Annotated in this window: 19 protein-coding genes; all 19 read left to right on the top strand. The window is 30.1% G+C overall.

The genetic code is table 11. The annotated features are described in order from the left end of the window. The first annotated feature begins 159 nt into the window (after window positions 1–159). The 19 genes from H7350_RS16835 (at window position 160) to H7350_RS16925 (ending at window position 18,518) form a co-directional block, all read left to right on the top strand. A complete protein-coding gene (locus H7350_RS16835) occupies window positions 160–1,512 on the top strand; it encodes a TrkH family potassium uptake protein (protein WP_204347097.1) in 1,353 nt (450 codons plus the stop codon). A 683-nt stretch (window positions 1,513–2,195) separates the two neighbouring features. Continuing rightward, window positions 2,196–2,933, top strand: coding sequence for a hypothetical protein (locus H7350_RS16840; protein ID WP_204347098.1), 738 nt, complete (start codon window positions 2,196–2,198; stop codon window positions 2,931–2,933). 151 nt (window positions 2,934–3,084) lie between these two features. Next, the gene (locus H7350_RS16845; protein ID WP_204347099.1) at window positions 3,085–3,396 is read left to right on the top strand and encodes a hypothetical protein; all 312 of its coding nucleotides are present in this window, start codon (window positions 3,085–3,087) and stop codon (window positions 3,394–3,396) included. After that, window positions 3,396–3,722 carry a hypothetical protein gene (locus tag H7350_RS16850; protein WP_204347100.1) on the top strand — a complete coding sequence of 109 codons (327 nt, stop codon included), beginning with the start codon at window positions 3,396–3,398 and terminating at the stop codon, window positions 3,720–3,722. The genes H7350_RS16845 and H7350_RS16850 overlap by 1 nt, the downstream gene beginning before the upstream one ends. 132 nt (window positions 3,723–3,854) lie before the next feature. Next, on the top strand, window positions 3,855–4,574 hold the full coding sequence (locus H7350_RS16855) for a PH domain-containing protein (protein WP_204347101.1): 720 nt from the start codon (window positions 3,855–3,857) through the stop codon (window positions 4,572–4,574). Between the two features lie 129 nt (window positions 4,575–4,703). Beyond that, entirely contained in the window at window positions 4,704–5,879 is a 1,176-nt protein-coding gene (locus H7350_RS16860; protein ID WP_204347102.1) for a hypothetical protein, read from the top strand. 451 nt (window positions 5,880–6,330) lie between these two features. Continuing rightward, window positions 6,331–6,999 carry a cupin domain-containing protein gene (locus tag H7350_RS16865; protein ID WP_204347103.1) on the top strand — a complete coding sequence of 223 codons (669 nt, stop codon included), beginning with the start codon at window positions 6,331–6,333 and terminating at the stop codon, window positions 6,997–6,999. A 151-nt stretch (window positions 7,000–7,150) separates the two neighbouring features. After that, window positions 7,151–8,287 (top strand): tetratricopeptide repeat protein, encoded by a 1,137-nt coding sequence (locus tag H7350_RS16870; protein WP_204347104.1) that lies wholly within the window; start codon window positions 7,151–7,153, stop codon window positions 8,285–8,287. A gap of 359 nt (window positions 8,288–8,646) precedes the next feature. Next, window positions 8,647–9,099 (top strand): hypothetical protein, encoded by a 453-nt coding sequence (locus H7350_RS16875; protein WP_204347105.1) that lies wholly within the window; start codon window positions 8,647–8,649, stop codon window positions 9,097–9,099. Window positions 9,100–9,927: 828 nt separating this feature from the next. Next, entirely contained in the window at window positions 9,928–10,497 is a 570-nt protein-coding gene (locus H7350_RS16880) for a hypothetical protein (protein ID WP_204347106.1), read from the top strand. 168 nt (window positions 10,498–10,665) lie between these two features. Further along, entirely contained in the window at window positions 10,666–11,364 is a 699-nt protein-coding gene (locus H7350_RS16885) for a hypothetical protein (protein WP_204347107.1), read from the top strand. A gap of 6 nt (window positions 11,365–11,370) precedes the next feature. Then, window positions 11,371–12,987 carry a hypothetical protein gene (locus H7350_RS16890; protein ID WP_204347108.1) on the top strand — a complete coding sequence of 539 codons (1,617 nt, stop codon included), beginning with the start codon at window positions 11,371–11,373 and terminating at the stop codon, window positions 12,985–12,987. Window positions 12,988–13,139: 152 nt separating this feature from the next. Next, window positions 13,140–13,844 carry a hypothetical protein gene (locus H7350_RS16895; RefSeq protein ID WP_204347109.1) on the top strand — a complete coding sequence of 235 codons (705 nt, stop codon included), beginning with the start codon at window positions 13,140–13,142 and terminating at the stop codon, window positions 13,842–13,844. 160 nt (window positions 13,845–14,004) lie between these two features. Beyond that, entirely contained in the window at window positions 14,005–14,517 is a 513-nt protein-coding gene (locus H7350_RS16900; RefSeq protein WP_204347110.1) for a hypothetical protein, read from the top strand. A 14-nt stretch (window positions 14,518–14,531) separates the two neighbouring features. Then, the gene (locus H7350_RS16905) at window positions 14,532–14,732 is read left to right on the top strand and encodes a hypothetical protein (RefSeq protein WP_204347111.1); all 201 of its coding nucleotides are present in this window, start codon (window positions 14,532–14,534) and stop codon (window positions 14,730–14,732) included. Between the two features lie 443 nt (window positions 14,733–15,175). Beyond that, window positions 15,176–15,616 (top strand): hypothetical protein, encoded by a 441-nt coding sequence (locus H7350_RS16910; RefSeq protein ID WP_204347112.1) that lies wholly within the window; start codon window positions 15,176–15,178, stop codon window positions 15,614–15,616. A 123-nt stretch (window positions 15,617–15,739) separates the two neighbouring features. Continuing rightward, window positions 15,740–16,330, top strand: a complete 591-nt coding sequence (locus H7350_RS16915) for a hypothetical protein (protein WP_204347113.1) — start codon at window positions 15,740–15,742, stop codon at window positions 16,328–16,330. A gap of 216 nt (window positions 16,331–16,546) precedes the next feature. Continuing rightward, on the top strand, window positions 16,547–17,659 hold the full coding sequence (locus H7350_RS16920) for a hypothetical protein (protein ID WP_204347114.1): 1,113 nt from the start codon (window positions 16,547–16,549) through the stop codon (window positions 17,657–17,659). 319 nt (window positions 17,660–17,978) lie between these two features. Further along, a complete protein-coding gene (locus H7350_RS16925) occupies window positions 17,979–18,518 on the top strand; it encodes a hypothetical protein (protein WP_204347115.1) in 540 nt (179 codons plus the stop codon). Window positions 18,519–18,784: the final 266 nt, after the last annotated feature.

The raw sequence follows: 18,784 nt of genomic DNA on the forward strand, positions 1-18,784 counted from the left end.
CTCGGAAAAACAGTCTGGTTCAGCCTTGCTCCTTTTCCACTACTTTTGCCTACCTTTCAGGGAATTCGGCAAGCCAACCACACGTAGCAAGGCTGAATCCCGCAACTAATCATAACACTAACTAGTTGTGTGTCATTAAAAAAAAACAAAATACAAAGAATGGAAAATAAAACATACAAGAAAATATCTAATTGGTACCGAAAATTCCAAATTAGTAAATCACCTCAAATGAATTTAGTTTGGGGATTCTTTTTGTATACGCTAATTGGATTTATTTTACTGTCTATTCCTTTATTTCACAAAACCGACATTTCTTTTTTAGATAATTTATTTATTTCAACTTCTGCTATTTCAACTACTGGACTTGTGACAATAAGCATTTTCGATTCCTATAATTTTTTCGGTCAATTTGTTATTATGGCTTTAATACAAATTGGCGGAATTGGATATATGACGCTAACGACATACTATTTATTATTTACTACCAAAAAAATAACACATTGGCATAGTAAATTAATAGGAACGGAATTTACATTACCTAATACAATTCAGATAAAAGATTTTATCAAAAGCGTTATTGTTTTTACCCTAATAATGGAAACTATTGGAGCTATACTTTTCTACTTTGCCTTTACCAATTCTGGAATGGGGAGTTTAAAAGCAATTTGGTTTTCAATTTTTCATAGTATTTCATCGTTTTGCACAGCTGGTTTTGGATTGTTTAATGATGGTTTCGAAAGCTATCAAGACAATACTTTTATAAACACAATTATTTCTGTATTAGCAATTTCTGGTTCTTTGGGTTTTATTGTAATTACAGATTTGTGGTATCGAATTAGGGGTAAATCAAAAGAAATTTCGTTCACAACTAAAATCATTATCTATGGGTTTTTGTTTTTACTTTTTTTAGGAACTTTACTCATTTACACAACAGAATCATCCTCTATTCTCGGTTCGAATAGTTCACTTATGACCTCTTTCTTCCAAGCAATGTCAGCTATGACAACAGTTGGATTTAACACAATACCTATCGGTGAATTATCCTTGCCAATATTATTGCTTATAACCTTTCTTATGTATATTGGAGCTTCGCCTTCAGGAACAGCAGGAGGAATGAAAATAACGACATTGACGGCAATGCTATCGATATTAAAAAGTCGATTGTTTGGTCAGAAAAAAATCACTTTTTTAAACAGACTTATTCCATTTGAAAGAATATACGTTGCCACATCTACTTTTATGCTTTACACGAGTTTAATTTTCTTGTTTTCATTTTTACTTTCTTACTTTGAAAACTTTTCTTTTGACAGCATATTATTTGAAGTAGCATCCGCTTTAGGAACAGTTGGATTAAGTACAGGAATTACAGGAGATTTAACTAACGTTGGGAAAATATTGATTATTATTTTAATGTTTATTGGACGAGTTGGAGTTCTAACTTTTGGATTTGCATTATTGCAACAAAAAGATAACGATTCTAAAAAAATTAGAACTGATGATTTGGCTGTATGATAAAATTAATAATTAGAAAAATAGAAAAAACGCCACACAACACCGTATATAATTTATTGCTTGGTTCTTGCCTATTTACGAAAATCCTCTCGGATTTTCTATTCGGTTTTTATTTGCTAAAATTACGTGCTAAACCACGCAACAAACCATATACAAATACGTTAGCAACAATAGTGCATGAGCAAAATTCTGGTGTTTTATCTAAAGTAGTTTCTAACACAAATGTTTCGGATTTGATTTAAAAACTTCCCTTCTACCCTTTTTTGAAGAACCAAACGCTCTGTGGTTCGTGTATTTTTCAAACTTGTCGGAATCTTATACATACTTGCCAAATTTTAGTGGTGCGTTATGAATCGTTCTTTTCCAAAAAAGGTGTCTGTATTTAAAACAATGTTGCAACCTAAATGCTTAAGTGTGACCTGTACTTTTTTATGATCGTAAAGGGTTCTTGGGTGTATCTGCCAAATTCGCCAAAGCATTTCTGATTCGGTTGCATGTGATAATCAGTTTTCTTTTTAACATCCAATGGTTCGTGTTGCCCTAAAGTGGCTAACAGCGTGTATAATTCATGCTTAAAAATTGCTTCAATTTTTAATTCTTATATTTAATCTATAATTTCGAGGCAACGGAAAATCTATCGATTTTCTATCGCACGAAATCATACACAATACGTTAGCACATATATGAGAAAACAACTCGGAACAATCATAATTGTAATTATTCTATATTCGATTTTTTGGAGTTGTAATAAAGAAAAAAAAATATCGAAATCTGAATTTGAACAAACTGTCTTTTATGAAATCTTTCCGGAAATAATTGATTCTGTTTACTTTGATATTAGACTTCTTCCTCCACCTCCTCCACCTCCAAATATTCTCAAAGAAAAAGGTTATGATGTAGAAGCAGATTTTAATAAAGCATACGATGAGTACAAACAATCTGACGAATTTTTAGAAATTATTGAGAAATGGAGGAAGAAAAAAGATTCTATTAACTTAGATTCAACTTCAATTTATCTAGTTCTAGAAGATTCAATTATTGGTTTTAGTAGAGCGGATTCCACAGAATTAATAAAATATTTTAACAAACAAAATATTGTAGTTGATACAATTGATACAGGATCCAAAAAAGATTATCGAATTGATTTAAAAAGACTAAATGTTAATAATAAAAAAATTAGGTTTAAGTATCGTTCGGATTTTCCAGAAGGACGTAAATTTTGGAAAACAAAGTATGATATACAAATAGCTGCGAAAGTTGGATTTAGCAGAATATTATTTGATAAAACAAAATCGTTCGGTTTGCTGAATGTTAGTTACGTAATGGGAACCCTAAATGGAGAAGGAATTCGGATTTATATTAAAAAAAATAGCAATGGAAAATGGGTGATTGATAAAATTAAAGAAACATGGATTTCGTAAATACATGTGCTAACAACGTGTATAACCAATTGCTTGGTCTGTGTGTACTCGGAAAATCCTAACGGATTTTCCTATTGGTTCGTTTCATTTTTACTAACTTAGTTCCAGCCAACGCAAATAGCCATACACAAATACGTTAGCTACAAGCAAAATGAACACCCAAACTGAACAAGGAGAATTTGAAGTTATTGATAGTTTTGCAATCAAAAGAAGGAATGAATTCTATATGATTGGTGAAATTAAAAAAGGAACAATGCAAGTCAATTGGTTTGTGAATGTCACTTTAAATTTAGGACTTTCCTTATCCTTAAGAATTTCAGAAATAGAAACCGTGGAATTTTCTGAAGAAAAAAAAGATTATAAATTAATAATCATTTCAGCAGATGAAGAAACAATAAATATTCTTTTGAGTTTAAAAATAGGAATTGAACTTGTCAAAATATCAATAGAAGGAAAAGATTAATGAAAGCTAAAGTTTATATAAATGAAAATTTTGTCGGAATAACAAACTTCAAAATTTCAGACGAAAGTATGGGTGGAATAATTGGAGATTTAATCCCAAATGAAAACTATGATTTATATAAATCAAATGTTCAGTCTTTATCTGAAAAAAAAGGAATTGCTAATTGCTCTGACTTTAATTTTATATTGGAATTAGATAACAAACAAAAATTGAATCCTGAAGGTGGAATTGGAATATCTGATTTTAAGCAATTTAATGAAATAATAATTGAATCAGCTGGAAACAGTAATGAAATAATGAAATTAATAAAAAATGCCAGTAGCTAACACTGTATAAACTTTATTGCTGCTAAATTTTTCCTTCGGAAAAATACGCAGATACAAAGTTGTTTAATAAATTGCTTACTTTTAGCATAACAAAACCGCAACAAACCTTATACGAGAAACGTTACCCAACATTTGAAAACAGGAACTTACAAACTAAATTCAAGGTCAATCTTTAGATTATTAAGAACTAATCTTATTATTCTATTTCTGTTATTTGTTTTTAATTATTTCTTTCTTAAAATTTATAATCCGAATGTAATTCTAATTGTAATCGGACAATTTTTTATCCTATTTAACGGACCAGCAATTTATCTTTTAATAAACTATTATAGGAACAATAAAAAAACGGAATTTACTATCGCTGAAAATTCTAATAAAATCTCAATTACAGAAAACGGAATAACCAAAGAATATTCATTAAATGACGTAAAATATTCTATTTATAATCTTGGAAAATATTGGCAAAATGCAATTGATAAAAATTACAGAATTCCGACAATTTTCTCGGATTTTGGATATTGGGATTTGACTTTTGAAAATGGAGACAGATATTATCTTACGACTTTACTTCAAGACTTTTTATTAGAGGAAGATAAAGTAAAAGAAACAAAATATCGATTTAGACTTATTCCCTATATTGATAAATCAGAAACGGAAAAAGGAATTGAATTAAAACCAATAGAATATAAACCGATAAGCAGAACTGAAAAACTAAAAGATTCCTACAAAGGAAAAACAATCGAGGAACTTAAATATATTTTAGAAAATAAAAGTGAATATCAAAAAGAAGCAATTATAGTGGCTGAACAAATCCTGAAAGAAAAAACGTTGGGTAACACCGTGTATAATTAATTGCTTGGTCACTGCCGACTTACGAAAATTCCGCTGGAATTTTCTATCTGTGATTTGTTTGCTAACTTAGTTGCTGAAACACGCAACTAACCATACACATCGACGTTGTGAGCAAGCTAAAAAAAACATATGAACTGGAAAGAAGCAAAAAACACAGAAAATAACATTTACGATTTACCAGGACATTGGTTAAAAATTGAATACTTCGAGGCTCTTAATATTTTGTTTAGAGTTGAAAACTTATTAAGAATATTTGTCTATATAATTTTAAAAAATGAGTATAAAAATAAGTGGAAAGATTTATCAATCACATCTGACGATGATGAAAACTCAACTATTGGAGGAATTGCTAAAAAAAGACTTTCTCAAGACAAAAACTATGCATATTTAGGATATGTAATTACAAGTCCTCTTCTACATATCACAAGTGGAGAATTAATTCGAATTATAACATCAGACAATTATTGGAAATTTTTTAAAAAGTACTTTCCCGGTTCTAGAGAGATAATTAAAAATAAATTAGATGAAATAGGAAATGTTAGAAATTCTTTAGCTCATTTTAGACCTTTAAAAAAAGGAGATATTGAATTAGTAAAGCAAAATTCTAATCATACTCTTTCTATAATAGAAGAAACTATAAAAGACTATATATCTTGTCCAGATATTGTTCCAACAAACACAGATGAAGATTGGTATAAAGAATTAATTACAATTGGAATTCCTGATATTGGAATAAGTTTTAGACAGAGCAAAAACGAAGAGTGGATTAAACTTTTTATAGAGTTCAAACCACCTAAATTAAATGAAGATGACCATTGGTTGGGTTATACCGTAAGAACAGCAAATTTGAAAACCGATAATTTATTAATTAATTATCCAAATTTCACAAAATATATTATTTCGTGTACGGAAAAAAGTCCAAGTTCTTATGTTGAAAACCCAAAAGATGCAGAAATAGAAAAAATAATATCATTGACATTTAGCAGAAAAATTCTAGCGGAAAATTTTGCTAAAATTAAATCAGAACTTGAAAAAATACTTTTAGAAATAACTAAAGAATTAGCACTTATTAAGGAAGACAATTTAGCCAGAGGAAAGTTAATTGAAGTAGTAAATTGCTATTTTGATAAAGGAGAAAAATATCATTCATTAAAATCTCAACCTTTTATTACTGAATTAACAGAAGACACACCTGTAGAATTCTGGGGTTCTTTGAATTATGCTTCAAGACATTTTATGACTGACACGGACAAATATCCTTGGATGCCAATAAATATTTCGGAGGACAAGGACTTACCATTCTAAAAAGCCAGCTCACAACACCGTATATAATTTATTGCTGGCTTCTTGCCTACTTACGAAAGTCCTCGCGGACTTTCTTTGTCAGTAATTATTTACTAAATTAGTTGCTTGAAACACGCAACAAACCATATACAAACACGTTACAAGCAAGTTTGACTCGCCCGAATATAGACTACATAATTCTATGTATTATTCATAAAATGATAAAATAATCAAACATTTTATTGAAATTTCATTTCCCAAGATTAATAGTTGTACCTTACAAACAACTACTAATCAACTGTTTAAATACATTTAAAAAAACGACTGAAAAATATTTGCAACTGTAGAATTTAGCAGATTCGAAAAAGCGTCAGAAACAACGTTTTTTTTGGCAGCGAATCCTTAATCAAAATGTGCTACAACACATTGTAGAAACAAGTAAAAATAGTACTAACCAATTAACACCAAAATTATGATTTACAAAAAAAAGTATTTAAAATCAAGTAAAAGAATATTACTATTAGTTTGTTTAGGCTTATCAATTATAATACAAAGTTGTGAAAACAAAAAAGCCAAAACTGAAAATGTTGCAGAACTACAAACAGAAAAAACAATTTCAACAACTCAAAAATCTGTTGGTTCAATTATGGAACCACATTCAGGAGAACACGTGTGGGTTTTTCCTAAAAATAAAGATACACTTGGTTCAGGTGGAAAGCTTCAAGTATTTATGGATGCAGAAAGTCATCCTCACGCATCTGCAAGTTTTGCGAAATATGAATTAGGAGTTGGTGGAGCATTACCTGAACATAAACACAATAAAACCGAAGAAATTGCATACTTTTTATCAGGAAAAGGTGTTGTTATAACTTATAAGAACGGGAAACGTATTGAAACTCAAGTGAAAGAAGGATATGTATGGTATACTGCACCAGGAGAATATCACTCATTTAAAAATACAGGGAACGAACCCTTGAAATTAATTTTCACAGTTATACCGAATGATAAAGATGGTTTGATCTCTTTCTTCAAAAAGATTGGAGCTAAACCAGGAAAAGAAGCTACAACTTTTAGTCCTGAAGAATTTGGAAAAATAGCGTCTGAACACGACTTAATTCTTAAACCTGTAAAAGTGGAATAATGAATTAAACCAGCTTGTAACAACGTGTATCACTAATTACTTGGTCTATGTGTACTCGGAAAATCCTACGGATTTTCCTCTGGTTCGTTTTCTTTTACTAAATTAGACCTAACCAACGCAACTAGCCATACACAACACGTTACCCACAATTATGAAAAAAATCCTGCTAGCGTTAATAATTTGTCTTTTAAGCTTAAGTAATTATGCTCAAGAACAGATTACGGCTGAATTAGAAAAAGCTTTCGGAGAAGAAAAATATGATTTGATTATTTCCGAGCATTCTGAAAAGGCAAGTGAATATCCAGCTAAAGCAATTTATTATGTTGGAATGGCTTACTATATGAAAGCTGACGATAATAATGTACTTAAACTAATGGATTTGTCAATCAAAAAAGACAAAACAGACCCAGATGCTTATTTCATAAAAGGAATCACCTTGAATTATATGGGACAATTCGACAAAGCAATTGAATATTTCAATAAAGCAATTGAATTGGATTCAAGTAACTCAAATTATTTTAGTGGTTTAGGAGATTCATATATAAGTCAAGAGAAATATGAAAAAGCACTTTCTGCTTATATAACAGCTACGGAAAAAAATGAACCAATAGATAGACCTTTTACTATGATTCCACAAATCTATGCGGAACTAAATCAACCAGATAAAGCTTTAGAAGCCTTTTATAAATCAAAAGAGACTATCTCAAAAGAATCTGATTCATATATAAACGCATTGTACAATATCGGACTTTACGAGTTTCTAAATAAAGACTATGACAAATCCGAAATTGCTTATAAAGAATTAATTGAGTTAGCACCAACCGACTATAGTTCTTACGCTAAACTAATTCAAGTTTATTATGGCAAAAAAGAGTACGAAAAAGCAAAACCGTTTAAAGAGAAACTTTACAAAGCCTACGAACAAGGAAAATTAATGGACAATCTTAAAAGTATGTTCTGTTTTGACCAATTCGATTGGAATGACAAGTTAATTCTTGCTTACGAACGATTTGCAGTTAATGAAGGAAAACTCTATTACAAGCATATATTTTACGTTACAAATGAAAAAGGAGAAACTGAATTTACAATCCAAACGGAAAACTCACCTATTTCAGTTGAACTAGGTTACGAAAAGTACATACTTGGAATGGACAAAAATGGAACACACTATACATTCAATTACGGAATTAAAGAAGATTTCGATTATAATTATTTAAAGAAAATGGTTTTAAAAATATTGAACGAAGAAATTAAAGCAACAGCAAGTTCAAGAAAAGGAAAAAATTAACTGTGGGTAACACCGTGTATAATTAATTGCTTTGGTCGTTGCTTATTTGGAAAATTCCTTCGGAATTTTCTCGCGTTCGTTTTTGTTTACTAAATTAGTTGCTGAAACACGCAACTAACCATACACAAAACCGTTGGCAATAATATCGAAAACGAAATGCATCCTATTTTAATACTTTCAATAATCATAATTTGTTTCTGGTCAGTCATCACAACTTTCAGAGCAATTTATCTAATACTTACTAAAGATTTTAAAGGAGACAAAACTACTTGGATTCTAACTGTTATGATTGGATTAATTGGTCCAATATTATGGATTGTAAAAGGGAGAAAGTTGATTTCAAAAACAAAAAATTGAATATGAAAAAGTTGATTTTAGTATTAATTCTAAATCTGATTTTCAATAGTTGTGCGTATGAATCACAGAATCGTAAAAAACTAATTTCATCTTTCGAGGACAACTTTGGATTTAAACCACCCGAATCTATAAAGAAAATCAAACTCAAGAATCGAGGGTATTTTGATTTTGAAGTTCATTATATGTCATTTACTTACGACTCGAAAGTTTTACAAAAAATAATTGCGTACGACCAACCTCTGAATATTGCCGAAAGTAATAACGTGAAATTTGGAACTATAATAGAAGACTTAAAAAAAGACGTGAATCCACCAACTTGGTTAGAATTACCTAATAAAAATGTTGACCGAATTTATTATAAGAATGATTTTTTAGACCATACTTTTAGCGAATATTATTTGTGGACTAATAAGGAAACTGAAATGACTTATTTGTATGTTCATTTCTTTGATTGAAAAAAATACTATTGCCAACAACGTGTATAATTCATTGTTTGATTCGTGTGTACTCGGAAAATTCCTTCGGAATTTTCCTTTAGTCAGTTTTCTTTTACTAATTTAGACCTAGCCAACACAACGAAACCATACACGAATACGTTACAACAAATAGCTCCAAGAAAAATCGAGCAGAAAAGTAAACTTCTCTAATCCTGTAATTTTCTCTTACTCAAACTCCGAATACTAAGCTTGTAATATTTGTCCTTGAAAAGTAGTTGATGTGATTATCGGAATTACTTACTCAAACGAAAAAATTATATCGATACTATCTTGTAAAAGAGTTCTCGCTTGAAAACTATGTCTTTTTATGTAACAGAATTTTAAAGTATTGTGAAGTGAAAATCTAAATCATGAAGAAAAAAATCAGCCTTATTTTTTTCGATTTTTTTTTGAGTTTTAAGTAACTAAATTCAGAAAAACTGTTCTAGATTTAAATTTATCAGAAAAGCTACAAAGCGTTTTTATAAAACACTTTTCGCGACTAAGTGGTAAAAGCAAAACTTGCGTTTAGCTTTTTATTTATTTAATTTTTCTCATCTGTATCGATAAGCAGGATCTGCTTACTCAATTGGGTCGCTACTTGATTGTAACAACGTGTATAATGCATTACTTCTTCTAGCCTACTCGGAAAATCCTACGGATTTTCCTCTGGTTCGTGACTTTTTACTAACTTAGTTCCTTACCAACGCAACACATCATAACACGAAGCCGTTGGGCTTAATTTAACGGAATATAATTCTGTAACAAAAATTCTCATTTTCCTACAAATAATTAAGCACCTGAATTATGAAAATTAAGTCCAATGCATCTCCTGATGAAGTATCATCTCCTTTTTTTGATTCGAACAAACAGTTTTGTTATGACATTGAAAAATATCTTGCTAATAAAAACGGAAAAGTAAAAGGAACTTATAATGCATGGTCTTATCAGGTTTATGGTAAATTTAATAATCCAGAAAATTGGGATATTTATTACAAAAAGTCTACTTTTTCCAATTCTGGTGATCTCTTGCTTTCATCTAAGTATCAAAGTTTATTAGAGCTTGTAGAATGGGAAACTGATAAATTCAGCGAGAACACTTCAAATTTTAGAATCAGAAAACGTAAGTTCACAGATTTTCTCAAGTTGTTATTCAGTAAATCATTTTTAAAACTTGAATTCGATAAAAAATACGTTTTAGATTTTAAAGATAGTAAACCAGGTTTCTTAGGCAAATTGCTGGCTAACCTCGAGGACTTGTTCAATTCTGGTGAAGTTTATGAAATCATCTTTAGTAACGGAAAGCTAAAGATTGAATTGAGATCTGATAAACATCATTTTCAAATTCTAGAAAATCTAGTCGATATGCAAAACTAAGCCCAACAACGTGTATAACTAATTACTTGTTCTGTGAGTACTCGGAAAATCCTGCGGATTTCCCTCTGGTTCATGATAGTTTAGTATCTTAGTGCTAGCCAACGTAACTAGCCATAACACGAACACGTTAGCAGCAATTTTGAAATTTTCACTTGAATTAAATAAGAAATGGATATAAACGAATATTTTGAAAAACTAAAAGATCAGTCAAATAACATTTCAAATGCAACTTTAATCGGTAATGAAAAAGAATTAGCTGAATGTCACTATTTATCAAGTTGTTTATTCGATTTCACTGAAGAAATCATAAATGCGAACGAAGAACCTTGTGCATTAAAAAATGCTGTTTCACAATTTGAAACAAGTATTTATTGTTTGGGAATCGGATTATATAGACAAGCAAATTCCTGTTTGAGGCTCGGTTTTGAACTTGCTTTAGGTTCTATTCAATTTTCAGCAAATAAGCTTGAATATTTAGAATGGCAATTAGGTAAACAAGATGTTAAGTGGAATAGAATAATAGATAAAGAAAATGGCGTGCTCTCAACTAGGTTTTCAAATGTTTTTAATCCAGATTTAATTGATAACATTACGACATATAATACAAGAGCTAGTCTAATATACCGAAAGCTATCGGAATATGTTCACGGAAATAACGACACATGGAATAAAGATGGACTAGAACTTTCATACAAAGAAGAATTATCGAAAACTTTTTTTGATTCTTTCAAAGTTGTAACCGAAATTGTATTATTTTCCCTTTGCGTAAGGTACTTAAAAGATTTAGATAAAGATAATATTGACTTTATTAGAACAGAATTATCGCACATTGAACCAATTCGAATCTACTTAGGTGGACCCAAATAACAAGTTATGTCAACATTTTATTTAAGAACAGAAAGTATTAAGATAGAAGATATAAAAACTCTTTCTGTTATAAGCGATCAAGATAAAAATCTAATTAAAAATTTATTGCTACCTGAGCCATGTCTGCTTGAAGGTTCTAGAGGTACTGGTAAATCATTTCTATTGAAAATAGCACAAATAGAAATTGATGAAAACTTACTAAGCTCCATTTGTGTTTATATGTCTTTTAACATTAGTTCTTTAATAAATACTGAGGACACATTACAATTTTATCATTGGATGCTAGCAAAGACACTAAAGTCTTTACTTAATTCATTAAGGAGAAAAGGAATTACTATTAATCCCGATTCTGCAAGTTTACTTAGTAATGATGAAAATGAAAATCAGGATGACATTGTTTCTAACCTGAAGGATATAATTAAAATTTATGAAAATTCTTATAAAAACAAATCTGATATTAGTATTGATTCTCTACCAGATATCGAAGATGTAAAAGAAGCAATAGAGATTATTTGTCGAGAGAATAATCTAGAACGTATATATTTCATGTTCGACGAGGCAGCTCATGTTTTTAGACCTGAACAACAAAGACAATTTTTTAGCCTGTTTAAAGATTTGAGGTCTCCATATATTACTTGTAATGCGGCAATATATCCAGGTGTCACATATTTTGGGAACTCCTTTGAGCCATTACATGACTGTGTTTACCTGAAATTAGAAAGAGATATTAGAGATCCAAATTATGTTAAATACTTTAGAGAAATTGTTTTTAAGCAAGCTGACAATAGTTTAAAGAAAATTATAGAATCCCAAGAATCTAATTTTATTACCTTATGTCTGTCAAGTGGAGGGAATCCAAGATTTTTACTTAATACGTTAAGAAATATACAATCATTTAATTCAAGTAGTGTTGAACAAATAATCAAGGACTTTTATCGTAATAAAATTTGGGCTGAACATACCGATTTAGGTGACAAATATTATGGCCATAAAGCACTTATTGACTGGGGAAGAGATTTTCTTGAAAACAGTGTTATTCCATCTATTCAAAAATACAATCAAGTAAGACTACAAAAAAACAAAGATGAATCAACTATTTATTTTTGGATCCATAAAGATGCACCTGAAACGGTTAAAGAATCTCTGCGCCTATTAACATATACAGGCATTATAAGGAAAGTAGATTCTGGAATTAGAGCAACTAAAGCTCAATTAGGAGATAGATATGAAGTTAAATATGGATGTATTTTAAGTTTAGATGCAAATCCATTGAACGTGTCTAAAGTATTTTTTGGTAAGTTAACTATTACAAAATTTCCGGAGTTTGGGAAAAACAGTCCAAGTTATTCATCAATTGCGGATTTAGTGGAAGTAATTAATGATGATGAAAAGGTTTTCCAAGATTCCATTAAGAACATTTTATCAAAACCTATTACTGTTCTACAATTACTAACAGTTTGGCAAAAGAATAAATTAATTGAATCAAGTATTAATACCATTTCTGAATTACACAATAAAACAGAGTCTGAATTAATCGAAAAAATTTATAATGTTGGACCAGTTAGAGCTCGGATTATGAAAAGCGCTGTTAACGCTGAATTATTAGAATATATCTCCGGATAAAAAAACAGCTGCTAACAACGTGTATAACTAATTGCTACTGCTGGCTAAGACAATGATCTTTGCGTACTTTTTACTATATTGTTGTTGCGGAAAATAAAGCGTGTACTTTTACGCAACTAGCCATAACACGAACACGTTAGGGTACATTTAAGATGAACGACATAGATTTATTACATAATTGGTGCTTTGGGTGTGATAATCACAAAAAATCTCTAAAAGGTCCTATTTGTAAAATCACAGAAAAAAAACCAGATTTTGTTAATACTTGCAATCTTTATGTTGGAAACAATGAAAAACTAAAAAAAAGTCAACAAAAACTGATTGAAATTAATCTTAAAGACGACAGGTACTTTGAGAAAATTAAACCAACTTTTTTAACGGAAGAGCTTAATAACTTACCGAATGAATTAATCTTAAGAAATAAGAAATTCGATTTGAAGTTTGTTTATCTTTTGCTTTTGGATTTCGTCGGAGCTTATTTTTTTCATTATTTCACAAATGACACGATGAATATCCTGAATTTAGAATTCTTAAAAATTTTCGGAACTCTTACAGTCTTTTCAATTCCTATATTTGGATTTATGTTAGCGAAAATGGCTGACCAGTCTGAACAAATAACGCTCACTAAAACTGGAATAAAAATTGAAAATAAAGCTTTAATAAGTTGGACTAATTGTTTCACTTACATTTTGACTAAATACGCAAATACTGATGGAGAAGCATCTTGGATGCGAAATGAATTTTTAGTTATTAAGAAGCCATTTGAGAAAGAAATTATGGTCTCAATCGATAGTTTAGAAAAGAAACCATCTGAATTGAGTAATTTAATGGAGAATTATAAAAAAAACGTACCCTAACAACGTGTATAATTCATTGTTTGGTTCGTGTGTACTCGGAAAATTCCTGCGGAATTTTCCTCTGGACAGTTTTCTTTTACTAATTTAGTCCTAGCCAACACAACGAAATCATACACAACACGTTGTGTGTAATATCTAATAACAATATCAAAACAATAAAATGTCTGAAAAAATTAATCCAAATCTGACTTTTGAAATTGATTCTTCTAAAAAGCTATTTAATAAATTATTAGAAGAGTACGCTGATTTTGATAAAGATCATTTAAATCCTCGTTTTGCAATGAATTGCGCAACTGATTCTTGGCATTTAACGGATTGGACTTACCATGAATTTCATAAAAGCGATTTGAGGTTTCAAGATTCTGAAAGTATTGACAAAAACGGTACCAAAAAATTTATATCAGGAATTTTAAAATACCAGCAATATGTTTCAAAACAATGTTCTGAATTAGAATTCATGAGATTAATTAGTAATGGAACAAAACATTGTATTTTAAGAGATAAAAATCGAAAGGAAAAAACAAAATTAAAAACTGGAGATTTTTCACATAAAGATTATTGCAGACATGATTATGATGTTAATCGCTTTGTTATAGAAATTGATACTGTAAATATTGACTTTGAAACCACTTTATTAAAAACTATAGAATATTGGAGGAATATTCTGGAATGAAAACAAACTGAAAAATGATAGGAAATCATCCTTATGGAATTAGACTTTGGTGGAGAGCCAAGCTTCCTTGGTTTTTAATTAATCTTGGAATTGCAGACAAAGGTAGAGACTGCAAATTGGTTAATGCAGAACATTCATGGTATAACATAGATGGAGAAAGAAGTGGCTGTTATTATTGCAAAACAATTGAAGAAGGACAAAAGTGGAAAACATAATACTACACACAACAACGTGTATATTTAATTGCTAGTTCTGTGTGTACTCGGAAAATCCTACGGATTTTCCTCTGATTCGTTTTCTTTTACTAACTTAGTTCCAGTCAACGCAACTAACCATACACAATACCGTTGGGCACAATTTTGGAAATGAAGATATTTAATTACACATCAATCATAATGATTTCACTTGGTGCTTTTTTATGTTCCTATTTTTTATGGATAGGTTCATCAGAACAAATTAATATTTTAAAACTTAATTTCCTTGGGAATATAACTGGAAGAACACTAGGATTCACATTGCTAGGATTGATATTTCTATTCCCAATTTTGGGAATAAACTTATTGGCAAAACAGAAAAAAATCTATAAAACAGGACTTATCGGATTACTTTCCATTCTAATTTCATCTTTAATTGGCTCAGCTTTATTTTTCACAAACATATGATGAAGTTTACTCAACATCAATTTACCGAAATCGCGTTTATTTTCGAAAAATCGAATGGAAATAATCACTCTAATTATGAAAAGGACATAATTGCAAAATCAGAATTGACTAAATTTAATACGACAGAAATTGAGGAACTAATCGTTAACGGAATTAATTCTGGTATTTATAAAAAAGAAGCGGAACGTGTTAGTGGATATTGGGCTTTATCCAAAACTAGAAACAGAAAACTTATTACGGAATTCCGAAAATGGTTGCTAACGGAATTAAATCTAGATAACGGAATTGCTATTTTTCAAATTTTAGTTGCTCTCGATAGACTTGATGAACAAGTATTTCATAAAAGTCGAAATAGTCGTGGAGTTGATGAAATTGAATTAAACATAAATGACGCTAAGTATTATTTGAATAAAAACAGTGCCCAACAACGTGTATAATTCATTGTTCGGTTCGTGTGTACTCGGAAAATTCCTTCGGAATTTTCCTTTAGTCAGTTTTCTTTTACTAATTTAGACCTAGCCAACACAACGAAACCATACACGAATACGTTACCTGTAATTATGACAAAAAATTCTCTTAAGATATTATTACTAATTCTGATATTCACAACTGCATCTTGTAAAAGAGAACTTGAATCGTTAGTAAAACCTGATTATAAAGTTATCGAATTTGAATATGGATTTGATAACTATATGAATAATTACAGATTGGAATCTGATTTGTTCGTCATAAAGGAGAGAAATATTGTAATGATTAATGTTGACAAAAATGGACTCACTACTATTGAGAATAATTTTGTAGAAGATAGTTTAATTTCATCTGAACTTCTAAAATATATCATCCCAAGTCCTGAAAATGAAAAAATGCCAATTACAATTGAAAAAGAATTTGAATTTTCTGGAAAGGTTATAATTAATAAGAATCTGGTAGTTTTAGCTAAAATCAACAAAGAACTAAATTTCCAAAAGTATAGTGAGATAAGAAAGAATATCTATTCGGCATTCAATTTAGCCAGAAATGAGTTTTCAATACAGAAATTTGATAAATACTTGCCAGAATTGATAAATTCAACCGAAGAAGATGACATTATGAAATGGAGAGAAATTAGACAAGTATTTCCAATCCGGTATTCAGAAATAGTTGAGGAATAAAACTACAGGTAACAACGTGTATAACCAATTGCTTGATCTGTGTGTACTCGGAAAATCCTAACGGATTTTCCTATTGGTTCGGTTCCTTTTTACTAACTTAGTTCTCGCCAACGCAACTAGCCATACACAAATACGTTGTAACACATAACCGAAAATCATACTCAATTTTAAATATTGTATCTTTTAAACAGCTATTAATCAATTAAACATAACATTATGACCAAATTAGACGAAGAATACGTAGCAGTTACAATTCCTGAACAAAAAGTATTGCTTAATGATAAAACTGATCCACTAGCCATTTTATCAGCAATTAAAGCAGTAGTTGATATTGCGAATGGTATTGCAGATTTTACTCTTAAATTAAAAGAAATATTTGGTTCAGGAGATCAACAGGAAATAATTGATATGCTTGACAAAATGAATATCAAGTTAGATTTGTTACTTCAAGGTCAAATTCAAATTTTAGACTCTATTAGAAACTTAAGGTTTGTATTTCGAGAAGAATTAGGTAGAGCAGAAATGATAAGATTACATTCTGAAACTCAATCTTGGATATTCGCCTTAAAGGTTAACATATTACGAATTCCAGATGCAAATTCAAGAAGGGAAAGAAAAAAGATAATAAAGTCAATTAATGATTTATTATTAGGGAATGCTGGTAATCAACTATTTAAATCAACTTTTTGGGGTCCTGGAGCATTTAGCACTGTGGCTATTTCATATGGAGCTTGGCTACAAGCAACTATGTTAACTAATCAGAAGAGTAATTATATAAAAGCTGGATTAAATCAATTTGAAAAGTCCTTTAAGAGCTCAATCGAGAATGCTAATAAAATTGAAATTGATTTAAAATCAAAAAGAGAATCTATAGAATACAAAATAGCAAAAACGCTTCTAAATAAAAAAGTATTAATATCTCGAGTGACAATTAGCGAACCGATGTATTGCGATGTTTGGAATGGTAAAAATGAATATTTATATTATTTAGTTATAGAAGGAGATTTGGTTAATGGGTTCAGAGGTAGAAAGGTTAGAGAGAAAGGGCAATGGGATTTTAGCTGTAGAGTTATTCACGACCATCGCTATAAGAAAAATGAAATAGATTATAATGATTTAGCTTCTAAAATTGAAATTGGTCTTGATAAGTTTATAGACCTCGATGAAAATAAGTCTTACGACCCTGGAGGTATAATATCCAAACTAAATTCACAGAGAAAGAATATTAAAAATATAATAATACAATTGAACTCTTTGAGTTTATTAAAAGAAGAAATTAAAAAACTAATAAATTCAATCGAAACAGTTCGCCAAAATGCTTTGGATTAATAAAATATACGTGTTACAACAACGTGTATAATTCATTGTTCGGTTTGTGTGTACTCGGAAAATTCCTGCGGAATTTTCCTATGGTTCGTTTTCTTTTACTAATTTAGAGCTAGCCAACACAACGAAATCATACACAATACCGTTGGCTGTAATTGAAATGAAACAAACTCTATACTTAATAATATTAATTGGGCTTTTAAGCTGTCAGAACTCTGAAAAGAAACCTGAATTGAAAAGTAAAGACTGTAATAACACTAAACTAGTGAGCTATATTTATCCGATTAGCAATTTTACTAATGGAAAAACTTTTCTCTATTCTTTGAAATCGAATAGAGAGCCTAAACGCGAATTGTTAAAAAAAAGATATTCATTAAAAGCTGATAAAGATTCTTTACTTTTTAGTGTTACGGAAAACTCTGAAGGAATAGTAACTGACTCAACTATATTCACTCTGACTAATGGAATTCCGAAAGTTATAGAATCTTTCACAAGAGTAGATGCTTATCCCGAAATGATACCAACCAAGGATTCTATCGTTGGAAATAGATATTGTGAATTCGGAACTTTTGGAAATTCATTTGAGTATGAAATCCCTTTTAATGGTAAAATGGTTTCAAGAAAATTTCAAGGACATACAACTCATAAAGAATACGTAAAAAAAGTGTTCAATGGAATAGAATATAACTGTGCAATTATGGAATCTCAAAAGACATTGACAGTTGAATTTAACGGGAGAACGGAAAAATTAAACGGAACTTGGGCAGGTTGTACTTGCGAAAATTTAGGTGAACTTTATTCGACAACTAAAACCGAAGACGGAATGGTGATTGAACACAAACTTGAAGAAATAATTGAATAATAAAAACAACTACAGCCAACAACGTGTATAATTCATTGTTTGGTTCGTGTGTACTCGGAAAATTCCTGCGGAATTTTCCTTTAGTCAGTTTTCTTTTACTAATTTAGACCTAGCCAACACAACGAAACCATACACAAATACGTTGTATTTAATAACTCCAGACTTTCGGATCTTCCCAGGTTTATTGCTATCAGCAAGAGCTGCATGTTAATATCAAAACTCTAAATGTATTACGGAATAAACTGTTGTCTAATTTTGACATTTTC

Source organism: Psychroserpens algicola (genome assembly GCF_014526325.1).
GTDB classification, from domain to species: domain Bacteria; phylum Bacteroidota; class Bacteroidia; order Flavobacteriales; family Flavobacteriaceae; genus Psychroserpens; species Psychroserpens algicola.

What these genes read in the sequence shown, in the direction of transcription:
- H7350_RS16900 (WP_204347110.1), top strand. Translation starts at nt 14,005, where the DNA reads ATGTCTGAAAAAATTAATCCAAATCTGACTTTTGAAATTGATTCTTCT.
- H7350_RS16920 (WP_204347114.1), top strand. Translation starts at nt 16,547, where the DNA reads ATGACCAAATTAGACGAAGAATACGTAGCAGTTACAATTCCTGAACAA.
- H7350_RS16895 (WP_204347109.1), top strand. Translation starts at nt 13,140, where the DNA reads ATGAACGACATAGATTTATTACATAATTGGTGCTTTGGGTGTGATAAT.
- H7350_RS16845 (WP_204347099.1), top strand. Translation starts at nt 3,085, where the DNA reads ATGAACACCCAAACTGAACAAGGAGAATTTGAAGTTATTGATAGTTTT.
- H7350_RS16860 (WP_204347102.1), top strand. Translation starts at nt 4,704, where the DNA reads ATGAACTGGAAAGAAGCAAAAAACACAGAAAATAACATTTACGATTTA.
- H7350_RS16905 (WP_204347111.1), top strand. Translation starts at nt 14,532, where the DNA reads ATGATAGGAAATCATCCTTATGGAATTAGACTTTGGTGGAGAGCCAAG.
- H7350_RS16835 (WP_204347097.1), top strand. Translation starts at nt 160, where the DNA reads ATGGAAAATAAAACATACAAGAAAATATCTAATTGGTACCGAAAATTC.
- H7350_RS16850 (WP_204347100.1), top strand. Translation starts at nt 3,396, where the DNA reads ATGAAAGCTAAAGTTTATATAAATGAAAATTTTGTCGGAATAACAAAC.
- H7350_RS16910 (WP_204347112.1), top strand. Translation starts at nt 15,176, where the DNA reads ATGATGAAGTTTACTCAACATCAATTTACCGAAATCGCGTTTATTTTC.
- H7350_RS16865 (WP_204347103.1), top strand. Translation starts at nt 6,331, where the DNA reads ATGATTTACAAAAAAAAGTATTTAAAATCAAGTAAAAGAATATTACTA.
- H7350_RS16880 (WP_204347106.1), top strand. Translation starts at nt 9,928, where the DNA reads ATGAAAATTAAGTCCAATGCATCTCCTGATGAAGTATCATCTCCTTTT.
- H7350_RS16885 (WP_204347107.1), top strand. Translation starts at nt 10,666, where the DNA reads ATGGATATAAACGAATATTTTGAAAAACTAAAAGATCAGTCAAATAAC.
- H7350_RS16875 (WP_204347105.1), top strand. Translation starts at nt 8,647, where the DNA reads ATGAAAAAGTTGATTTTAGTATTAATTCTAAATCTGATTTTCAATAGT.
- H7350_RS16915 (WP_204347113.1), top strand. Translation starts at nt 15,740, where the DNA reads ATGACAAAAAATTCTCTTAAGATATTATTACTAATTCTGATATTCACA.
- H7350_RS16890 (WP_204347108.1), top strand. Translation starts at nt 11,371, where the DNA reads ATGTCAACATTTTATTTAAGAACAGAAAGTATTAAGATAGAAGATATA.
- H7350_RS16840 (WP_204347098.1), top strand. Translation starts at nt 2,196, where the DNA reads ATGAGAAAACAACTCGGAACAATCATAATTGTAATTATTCTATATTCG.
- H7350_RS16870 (WP_204347104.1), top strand. Translation starts at nt 7,151, where the DNA reads ATGAAAAAAATCCTGCTAGCGTTAATAATTTGTCTTTTAAGCTTAAGT.